The sequence below is a fragment of the Bacteroidia bacterium genome, from assembly GCA_025056095.1.
Lineage (GTDB): Bacteria > Bacteroidota > Bacteroidia > JANWVE01 > JANWVE01 > JANWVE01.
Genome location: JANWVW010000099.1, coordinates 1 through 10,350, shown reverse-complemented (window position 1 = coordinate 10,350; position 10,350 = coordinate 1). Strand labels below are relative to the sequence as shown.

Genomic DNA, 10,350 nt, shown 5'->3' with positions numbered 1-10,350 from the left:
GCGATAGCGTAGCCCGTAGCACGCCGACCTTGTGGGCATGAGCGCAGCGAAACGCCCACAAGGGCACGCCCAAAAAATTATCAATACTTCATTTCTCAAAATCAAATCCTACAAAAAAGTTATCAAAAACTTGACAATCTTCTAAAAATATACTTAATTTAACCTCTCTAAGTTGAACTTGTGCTAGAAGCAACATTAGAAGAATTGCAGCCTCAACTACAAATACCTCCTGCCGAAGTGAGTGTAATAGGGGTACAGACTTCTTTTACTCTACCACATTTTGCATGGTGTGTAGGCAATTGCCTATCCCTTCGTTTTAGATATGACATTTTGCGGGAAAAATTTATAGGCTTTAATGACCTCAAAAAGTACAAAAAATGGAATTTGTTAGGCTATCCTATTCATGAAGAGTTTGAAACCTACATTGCTTTTCCTGACGTTACAGAACCTAACAAAATTATTGCTATTACTCGAAACTATGAGTGCAAGCAGAATAAACACTTTTTTCCACAATACAAAGAGCAGGATTATTTTATTTTTTTGTACAGCATGCCTTTGGCGGAAGTTTATGATAAAATTGACAAAGCTATCTGTAACACCTGCTTAACTCTAATCAGTCTGTAAAAAATTACTTTTTGTCTATTTTTGTGCTTGTTTAACAAGACATTGCTTTGAATAATACTTTTTTCAATTCATTTTTGTTATTTGCAAGCGTATGAAAAAGCCGACCATATTAGTCTGCAATGACGATGGTATCCTTGCACCGGGTATTATTGCTTTGGCTACTGCAATGAAAGAAATAGGGGAAGTAGTAATTGTTGCACCAGATAGCCCTCAAAGTGGAATGGGACACGCTATTTCTATCACTAAGCCATTGCGATTAGAAAAGTGCACGTACAAAGATGAATTTTGGGGCTGGCAATGTTCAGGTACTCCTGCGGATTGTGTCAAATTAGCACGCCAAGTAATTCTTAAAAGAGAACCTGATATTTTAGTTTCAGGTATCAATCACGGCTCAAATGCGTCCGTAAATGTGCTATATTCGGGTACTATGTCCGCAGCTATGGAAGGCGCTTTGTTTCATATTCCTTCTATTGGTTTTTCTTTATGCGATTATTCTTATGATGCCGATTTTTCGGCTTCTATGGAAATAGCTAAAATTATAGTACGAGAAACATTGCGTAAAGGTATGCCCAAAGGGACGCTTCTCAATGTCAATATTCCCAAAGGACCTCTATCTGAAATAAAGGGAATTAGGATTACTCGCCAAGCTGAAGCTCGTTGGACAGATGAAATTAACGAACGCATAGATCCCTACCAACGCCCATACTATTGGTTAATGGGAACTTTTGAAGTCTTAGACCACGGCGATGATACGGATTTACATGCTTTGGAGCATAATTATGTGTCAGTTTGTCCTATTACGTATGATTTTACCGCACATCATGTTAAGCAAGAACTTGCTCAATGGGATTTAAGTATAAGGTAGGTTCTTTCTCATTTTTTTCTGACCTTTTTTAGTAGCAGCAAGTTCATGGGATTATTTTCTAAGCCCTCAACATTTTTCTGTAAAATCCTTACTACTTCATCAAAATAAATAGGGATAATGGGTAGTTCTTGAGCAAGAATATCTTCCATTCGGGCGTATAAAAGCGATCTTTGCTGCTGGTTTTTAGTATTGAGCGCCGCTTCAAAATCACGGTCAAAGTCTGAATGTGTGAAGTGAGTTGTATTTGGTCCCGCAGGGGAATGATATTTTGAATACAGTAAAGCCATATAGTTTTCTGGATCAGGATAATCGCCTATCCAAGAAGCTCTAAAAATAGCTGCCTTACCTGAATAGACCATTTCTTGGTGAGTAGCAAAGTCGTTGAGGATAATTTTTACAGAAAGCCCTAACTGTTGCCATTGGCGCTGGATATACTCTGCTAGCTCTGCATAGGTTTTATTTGTGTACAAAGTAATTTCTTTCGGCTTTTGCTTTAAAGTACTGAACTTTAATTTAGCTTTGTTTAAATCAAATGTGTAATGTTCATGCCCTTGATATTTGAAGTAAGGCATACCATCAGGTATTAGTCCTGTGGCAGGTTTGCCAATTCCTTTTTTTAGATATTTAACAATACTGTTTCTGTCTATACTCATGCTCAAAGCTGCTCGCAAATTTTTATTGTATGTATGCGTATCATATCGTATGCCTATGTACTCTGTATTTAGATAAGGGGACTTTTCTATCTTGAAACGTGCAGTAAAGTCAGCTAAAAAATTACCTTCTTTGTCTATTATTTCGTGTCTAAAACTTTCATCTATTCCTGATATAAAGTCAATTTTTCCTTGCTTGAAAGCTAAAAATTCGCTCATTTTATTGCGTATAAAACTCACTTCTACGGCTTTTAGATATGGCAATGGTCTTCCTTGACTATCTTTTTCGTGATAGTAGGGATTTTTATGCAAGACTAGTCTTACACCTTCTTTCCAAAATTTGAACACAAAAGGTCCTGTTCCAATGGGATTTTTTCGAAAATCTTTTCCGTAGTGTGCTACAATTTCATGCGGAACAATATATGCGTATGGCATGGTCAATAAGTATAAAAAAGGCGGATAGGGCTTAATTAAATGAATTTGAAAAATAGTATCGTTGATTACCTTAAAGCCTGTAATTTCATTTGCTTTTCCATTTTGAAACTCGTTTATACCTTTTATTTTACCGTTAAAAATCCAAGATCCCGAAGATGCAGTTTTGGGATCGGCAATGCGTGTGAAGCTATACTTAACGTCATACGCTGTAAATAAGCGGGTAGAGTCTTTTCCAAAAAGTGGATGCTTATGAAAATAGACATTACTTTTTAGATAAAAAGTATAGATAGTCAATGAACTATCTATTTGCCAATGAACAGCTAAGTTAGGTTGAAGGTTGAGTTGCTCGTCAAGTTGTAATAGTCCGTCAAAAATTTGTCGGGTTGCCCAAATGATAGCCATATTTTTGGCATAAGCTGGGTCAAGTGTGGTTAAACCTTCCCCTTGATTGTACCTAAAAATTTCTTTTTCTATGTTTTTTGAGGGCTGGCAAGCTTGGTAAAGTATGCAAAAACTAAAAATAAAAATTATGCTTTTGAAAGGCATCAAAATACCTAAATACTTTGAGCAAAGACAAATATATCACTCATCAGCAAATTTTGACACATCTGAATTCAAATTTGCTGTAATTTTACCTCATGAAAAGATACGAACCCCTTCCTGCATCATTATTTATTGATAATAGAAGACGTTTTTGCCAATACCTTGAACCTAATAGCATGGCTATTTTTATGGCAAATGAGCTTTTCTTAAAAAATGCTGATGCAACTTATACTTTTAAGCAAAACAGTAATTTGTACTACTTGACAGGTATAGACCAAGAAGAAACGGTACTCATTTTATACCCTGATCACCCCAATCCTGATTTGCGCGAAGTGCTATTTATACGAAAGACCAATAAAGAAATAGAAATATGGGAAGGGCACAAATATACCCAAGAAGAAGCACGGACTGCATCAGGTATTGAAAACGTACAATGGACAGAGCAATTAGAAGCTTTTTTGTATCCTATGCTGCACTTGTGTGAAAATGTATATTGGGATTTTAATGAACATGACCGAGATAGTGCTAAAAGTATTACAAAAACCCATTACTTTGCTCAAAAAATAAGAACGCTTTATCCTGCACATACTTACAAGCGCAGCGCTCCTATACTCAATCGTCTGCGTATGATAAAATCCGAACCTGAAATTGAAGCTATTAAAAAAGCCATACAAATAACAGAAAAAGCTTTTCGTAGAGTAATCAAGTTTATCAAACCTGGGGTTACTGAATATGAAATAGAAGCAGAAATTACGCATGAGTTTATTCGCAATCGTGCTAATGGGCATGCTTATGACCCCATTATAGCTGCAGGCAAAAACGCATGTGTTTTACATTATGTTGCCAATTCTCAAACCTGCCAAGCAGGTGAAGTAGTGCTAATGGATTTCGGAGCATGTTATGCTAACTATAATGCTGATTTAACCAGGTGCTTACCTGTCAGTGGTAGATTTACAAAGCGCCAAAAAGAAGTCTATAATGCTGTGCTATCGGTTATGAAACAAGCTAAAAACCTGCTTAAACCAGGAAATACCATTGATAAATACCATGAACAAGTAGGAGAGATAATGACCGAAGAACTGCTCAAATTAGGTTTGCTGACTACAGATGAAATTAAACAACAAAATCCAAAGCAGCCCGCGTATAAAAAGTATTTTATGCATGGCACTTCTCACCATTTAGGACTAGATGTTCATGATGCTAACTATAAATACCTACCTATGCAGCCTGGTTTTGTGTATACCTGCGAACCTGGTATTTACATTCCCGAAGAAGGCTTGGGAATTCGTTTAGAAAACAATATACTGATTACTGAAAACGGTAACATAGATTTAATGGCAAGTATTCCGATAGAGGTAGAAGAGATTGAGAGTCTTATGAACGAAAAATAAAATCAACTAAATTCAATACAAACCTTTATCAGTGATATTTATTTGCATATATTTGCATGCTTGCGGATGTATGGAAGCGGTTACTCAAAAACTCATTGCGTTGTTAAGAGAGAAGTCACTAGTTAAGCAAGAAGTTTTTGCAAACACTTTTAGGATATTCAAACTATTCAAAGAATCAGCACAAGAGATTGCAGCCGAAGTGAATAGCCAATTATTTCCAAATGAGCAAACTGTACGTTTAGAGTACAAAGAGATTGACGATTTTAAGTTTTATATCAAATTTTCAGGTGATATTATTCTCATGCAGATGCATACAAATGTATGGACTTTTCCCGATAACCACAAAATATATAAGTCCCAATATGTAGAAGAGGACTACCGCAGGGCTTTTTGTGGCAAAATTATGCTATTTAACTTTTTAAGTGATTCTATTAAATACAATCGTATCCATGACACGGGATACTCTATGGGTAGGTTGTTTATCAATAGAGATAGCCATTTTTTTATGGAAGGAGAGCGCCAATTTGGCTTTCTTTTTGACAACTTTGCTACTTCAGTAATTTCAAAAGGAATTACAAGATACATTTTGCAGCAAGCTATGATTTATGCTATTGAAGCTGACCTTATTTCCGATGATTATCAAACTCATAAGCCTGTTACAGTTCATGAAATATTAGGTTCAGATAGCCCTATTGCTACTAAAAAAATAGTAAGCGATATTCTTTAACGAAATACATCTTTGTAGTGTTTAATGTGAGGTACGTTGTTTTTCATCTGAATACCTATTACATCAAAGCGAACGGAGCTATAATTTCTGTCCATGCAAAAATCTACAAAAAACGAAGCGGCTGCGCATAACAAAGAAGCTTTTTTAGGTGAAATAGATAATTCAGGACTATCCTGTGCGTGTGTGCGCAGGCGTACTTCCACAAAAACTAACTCTTGACCTTCCAAAGCAATAATGTCAATTTCTGCTTTTTCCCATTTCCAATTTCTCAATAGTATTTCGTATCCCTGCTCTAAGAGATACTGACAAGCTAATTCTTCACCTTGCTTTCCTTTTTCTAAATGTTTCGCCACGAAAGCTAAACCTTTTGTAAGCTTGGATTATCTACTTGGCGTTTTTGACAATCCATCACAGCGTAGGTTACCATATTGACAATTTCATCTACGCTGCTTCCTAATTGTAGTATATGAACAGGTTTTTTAAGTCCGAGTAAAATAGGTCCAATAACAGAAGCATTTGCAAGTTCTTGGACAAGCTTATATCCGATATTCCCTGATGCTAAGTCTGGAAATATAAGCACGTTTGCTCCTTCTTGGGCAAGTTCGCTAAATGGAAAACGTTCTTGTAATAAATCAGGGCGAAGGGCAAAATTAGCTTGCAGTTCTCCATCAATAAGCCAATTAGGATAGCGTTTTTTAAGTATTTCAACTGCTTGGATAACTCTTCGTACCACAGGGCTTTTACGATTGCTTCCAAAGTTAGAAAAACTTAGTAAAGCAATTCGGGGTTTTATACCTAAACTTTGTACAGCTTCTGCGGTCAATCTTGTAATTTCTACTAATTGTTCAACCGATAAAACTTCATCGCGGTTTATAGTGGTATCAGCAAAAAAGTAAGTTTCTTTTTTAGTTTGAATAATGTGCATACCTGCTAGGTAGTTTACTCCTTCGGCTAAGCCAATAACTTCAATAGCAGGGGTAATTGTGCGGGGATAGTTAGTTGTCAAGCCTGACACCATACTGTCTGCGTATCCTAGCTCCACGAGCATAGCTCCATAGTAATTTCGTTCGCGCATAAGTTTGTAGGCATCTATTCGGCTGATACCTTTTCGGCAGCGTTTTCTCCAAAAAACTTCTGCAAACTCTTCTAATTTGGCGTATTCACGGCGGGGATCTATCATCTCTACGTCCCCTAAATCTAATTCGTATTCTTCAATCTTACTTTTGATAGCATCTACATTTCCTAACAGGATTGGTGTAGCAATACCTTCATCTTTGACAATTTGAGCTGCTTTAAGAATTTTGTATGTGTCTGCTTCGGCAAAAACTACTCTTTTTGGGGCTTTTTTAGCTCTTTCTCCAATCATCCGAATAAGATTATTGCTCATTCCTAACCTGCCAAGCAATTCCTCACGATACTTGTCCCAATCTTGAATAGGATTTCTTGCTACACCGGTTTCCATAGCTGCTTTAGCTACAGCCATAGAAATTTCTGTAATTAAGCGGGGATCGTTTGGTTTTGGAATCAAGTATTCTTTGCCAAAAACGATATTTTTACCGCCGTAGGCTTCAATTACTATTTCAGGTACAGGCTGGTGGGCTAACGAAGCTAGGGCTTTTGCCGCGGCTAATTTCATTTCTTCGTTAATTTCAGTAGCTCTTACATCCAAAGCCCCTCTAAATATGTATGGAAATCCTAATACATTATTGACCTGATTCGGATAATCTGAACGCCCTGTGGCTACAATAACATCATCACGAGCAGCTACTGCATCAGGATATGGAATTTCAGGATCAGGATTAGCCATAGCAAACACAATCGGATTTTTTGCCATAGAGCGTATCATGTCAGGAGTAAGTAGGTTACCTACGGATAAACCCAAAAACATATCCGCTCCTTTGAGAGCATCGGCAAGTGTTACAATGTCAGTTCGGTCTGTGGCGTATATTTTTTGAAATTCTTTTACGTCTGGGCGATTTTTGTGAATAAGTCCTTTACTATCAAATAAAAGTACTTTACGAGGATCTAAACCTAAACGACAATATAAATTCAGACAAGCAATAGATGCCGCACCTGCCCCACTTACTACGATGGTTATGTCTTCTATTTTTTTATTAACTAACTCTAATGCGTTTATCAATGCCGCAGCAGAAATAATAGCTGTGCCGTGTTGGTCATCGTGCATGACTGGAATACTTAACTCTGCTTTTAACCTTCTTTCTATTTCAAAACATTCAGGGCTTTTGATATCTTCTAAATTTATACCTCCGAAGGTAGGTTCTAAGGCTTTTACTACTTTCACAAAAGTTTCCACATCAGGTGCATTAACTTCAATATCAAACACGTCAATATCTGCAAATTTTTTGAACAGAACGCCTTTACCTTCCATTACAGGTTTAGCTGCTTCGGGACCTATGTTGCCTAAGCCTAAAACTGCTGTTCCGTTTGATATCACGGCTACTAAGTTTCCTTTTGCGGTATATTTGTATACTTCTTCTACATTAGCGGCAATTTCGCGGCAAGGTTCAGCTACTCCAGGGGAATAAGCCAAAGATAAGTCTCTTTGTGTAGCCACAGATTTTGTCGGCACAACTTCTATTTTACCTCTTCTATGGCTGCTATGGTATAATAGGGCATCTTCCCTTCGGATAGTTGATCTGTTGGACATGCTTATTTTTGATTTTATCACAAATGTATATCAAAAAGAAGCAAAAAGCAAAGTGAGTGAATTGAGTTTTATTTTGTTTTTGCATCAACAATAATTGTCAGGAATTAAGTTTTAAGATTTTAATTTTTTTGGGCGTGTCCTTGTGGGCGTTTCGCTTGCGCTCATGCCCACAAGGTCGGCGTGCTGCGGGCTACGTGCGGAATGCCCCGACCCTTGCGTCAGCAAGGGGCACGCCCAAAAAAATATCATTTTATTCAAAATTGAAATTATTTGCTTTTAGGTTTAGTGTCAAAATAGAAAGAAACTTCGCCAAGAATGATACGCTGCTGTAAAACAAGATTTTCTATAACCTGTGAATTGTTGTCTAAACGAATTTCCGTAATGTTTTTTAAGCCGTACAGATTGTACCCTTTCAGTGTAAACCGCCAGTGCGGGAATTTAGGAGGGCTATAAGCAATATACACATTTGCCCACTGCCATTGACGCGCTAGCCTTGTACCTATGTACTGCTGTACCCAAAAATGATGATATACCAACAAAACATTTTTATAGTCCAAAATGAGCTTGACATTAGGTTGCAAGCGGTGATTGTTGGCAATAAACTTTATATTGAAGTTATGCAACTGCATGCGGTTTTGTGTGAGCGTATAGTCAAGGTAAAGTTCGTAGTCTATTCCTTTTCTGAATATAGATACAATTCCTACACTCTGCCTGTACGTGTGCAAAGTAAGCGTCCTTCTGAACTCATTAAAATCGGAGGGGGTAATCACAGAATGGATATTGGTTTTTGCAGTAATACGGTGTTTAAGAGTAAGCGAGGATTTGGCTATATTCATGTATCCCATTGCTTGATGGCTGACGGTATTTTCATTCGTAACCGAACTGAATGTATAGAGTGTATCCACCGTTAAGAAGGTGTTAAATCGCCCTTTGGTGCGGGAATAAGATGCAAAACTGAATACATTAAGAATTTTGTTGAAATTAAAGTACATAGTACTGGCATTGACATTGTGGTACGCACGCGGATACCATTCCTGCATACCTTTTTGCAGCGTTCTGAAATCTGTAAAGGTATAGGCATACTGAAATTCACTGATTTTTGGAATATCCACCTGATACTGATATGCGAGCATCAAAGGGAGTTTTTTAGTTAAACGCACGCTATATTGCACACTTGGCAGTATCCAAAACCGTTGCCTTACGCAGTAAAGCAAAGTTTTATCCTGCTGATACACAAAGTAGCCATACATAAAGCGACTGCTGGCCTGCAATTTATTGACTTTGTTGTTAGGTGCTTGGTGCAATTTAGCTTTGAGATCAGAATATGCAATGTGCCATTTATAGTTCATGTTGTTTTGGTAGTTGAGTAAAGCTGTGTTTGTGTTCGGCATACTGTCTATGTTAGTAACAAGGTTTTGCTGTTCGTGCAGGTATGCATGTGTAAGGGTAAATTTCTTTTGTACATAAGTAGCTTCTGCACTGTAATTCTGCACAGGTAAATACAAGTTCTGATACAAACGGCTGACAACTGTATTTGTAGCAGGTACATACAAGCTATACAATGGGTAAATTTGATATTGTGAGCGAGTATCAAAATTTCTATATCTTGCTTTGAGCAAAATAACATGATTTTTTTTGAGTTTATAATCGTATTCAAGATAGTGGTAGTGATAGCGGTTGGTGTATTCTTCCGTTTGTACAAGGCTTTGCAGTCCGAGCAGGGAATTTGCAGTGTTTGTGGCAGGCATACTGAAATGCACCTGGTATACAGCACGGTGTTTTAAGGAGATGGGCAGATAGGTAAGCTGCGCCCCTGTATAGAACTGCTGTTCGTTTTTGTTCTGTACCTGCAAGCCCTGAATAAGCACAGGATATGCCATAAGAAAGAAATTCTGCAAAAGCATCTGAAAATATCTTTGCTGAACATCATACAGATTGGCAGAGAGTTGCAATACAAAACCCTTTCTGAAACGTTGTGTAAGCTGTATTCCTGCGGATTTTATGTTTGTGCGTTCATAGAGCATATTTTCTATATCATAGCGGGGCTGATAGAGTTGAAACGGTTGTACAGGTTTAACAGAAACAGGGCTAAGGTCAGCGTCTTTGGGGTAAAATTTATCCGTATTAGGATAGTCTGCGGTGTTGTTAAGGTTGCCGTCCAGAATGAGTTTGGTTTTGGTACGTATGCCCGTGATATTCGTTTTAGCACGGTATAATTGAGGATATCCTCCATCTGCTTCCACGTCAAACAGCCATTCATTTTTGTAGGCATCTTTGAGAGTAAGGTTAAGGGCAAGCTGTGTATTTTCATTAAAATCTGCCAGCAGTGGATTTTCTGCATAATCCGGAATGACGTAAATGTCCTCTATCACTCTAGCACTAAGTTTTTGAGTAACGTTTCGGTAATCCCCCTGACCTATTCTGTCGCCTTCTACGAGAACTTCCTT

At 37.6% G+C, this 10,350-nt stretch carries 9 protein-coding genes; 5 read left to right on the top strand and 4 right to left on the bottom strand.

Features of this window, described 5'->3' with window-relative positions:
- The first annotated feature begins 180 nt into the window (after positions 1–180).
- Positions 181–624, top strand: a complete 444-nt coding sequence (locus tag NZ519_08390) for a hypothetical protein (protein ID MCS7028769.1) — start codon at positions 181–183, stop codon at positions 622–624.
- 91 nt (positions 625–715) lie between these two features.
- Positions 716–1,489 carry a 5'/3'-nucleotidase SurE gene (gene surE, locus NZ519_08385; GenBank protein MCS7028768.1) on the top strand — a complete coding sequence of 258 codons (774 nt, stop codon included), beginning with the start codon at positions 716–718 and terminating at the stop codon, positions 1,487–1,489.
- An 8-nt stretch (positions 1,490–1,497) separates the two neighbouring features.
- Here the strand turns inward: surE and NZ519_08380 are convergent, their stop codons facing one another.
- Positions 1,498–3,120 carry an ABC transporter substrate-binding protein gene (locus NZ519_08380; GenBank protein ID MCS7028767.1) on the bottom strand — a complete coding sequence of 541 codons (1,623 nt, stop codon included), beginning with the start codon at positions 3,118–3,120 and terminating at the stop codon, positions 1,498–1,500.
- Between the two features lie 92 nt (positions 3,121–3,212).
- Between NZ519_08380 and NZ519_08375 the strand changes: the two genes are divergently transcribed.
- Together NZ519_08375 and NZ519_08370 are read left to right on the top strand one after the other, a co-directional pair.
- Positions 3,213–4,508, top strand: coding sequence for an aminopeptidase P family protein (locus NZ519_08375; protein ID MCS7028766.1), 1,296 nt, complete (start codon positions 3,213–3,215; stop codon positions 4,506–4,508).
- A gap of 70 nt (positions 4,509–4,578) precedes the next feature.
- Entirely contained in the window at positions 4,579–5,235 is a 657-nt protein-coding gene (locus NZ519_08370; GenBank protein MCS7028765.1) for a hypothetical protein, read from the top strand.
- On the opposite strand, the gene NZ519_08365 is transcribed toward NZ519_08370, so the two are convergent.
- Together NZ519_08365 and NZ519_08360 are read right to left on the bottom strand one after the other, a co-directional pair.
- On the bottom strand, positions 5,232–5,588 hold the full coding sequence (locus NZ519_08365) for a YraN family protein (protein MCS7028764.1): 357 nt from the start codon (positions 5,586–5,588) through the stop codon (positions 5,232–5,234). The genes NZ519_08370 and NZ519_08365 overlap by 4 nt on opposite strands.
- 5 nt (positions 5,589–5,593) lie before the next feature.
- Complete coding sequence (locus NZ519_08360) at positions 5,594–7,903, bottom strand: NADP-dependent malic enzyme (protein MCS7028763.1); 2,310 nt, start codon at positions 7,901–7,903, stop codon at positions 5,594–5,596.
- Between the two features lie 128 nt (positions 7,904–8,031).
- On the opposite strand from NZ519_08360, the gene NZ519_08355 reads away from it, so the two are divergent.
- On the top strand, positions 8,032–8,235 hold the full coding sequence (locus NZ519_08355; protein MCS7028762.1) for a hypothetical protein: 204 nt from the start codon (positions 8,032–8,034) through the stop codon (positions 8,233–8,235).
- Here the strand turns inward: NZ519_08355 and NZ519_08350 are convergent.
- Positions 8,170–10,350, bottom strand: a 2,181-nt coding sequence (locus NZ519_08350) for a hypothetical protein (GenBank protein MCS7028761.1), incomplete at its 5' end; no start/stop codon positions are given. The two genes, NZ519_08355 and NZ519_08350, sit on opposite strands and share 66 nt — an antisense overlap.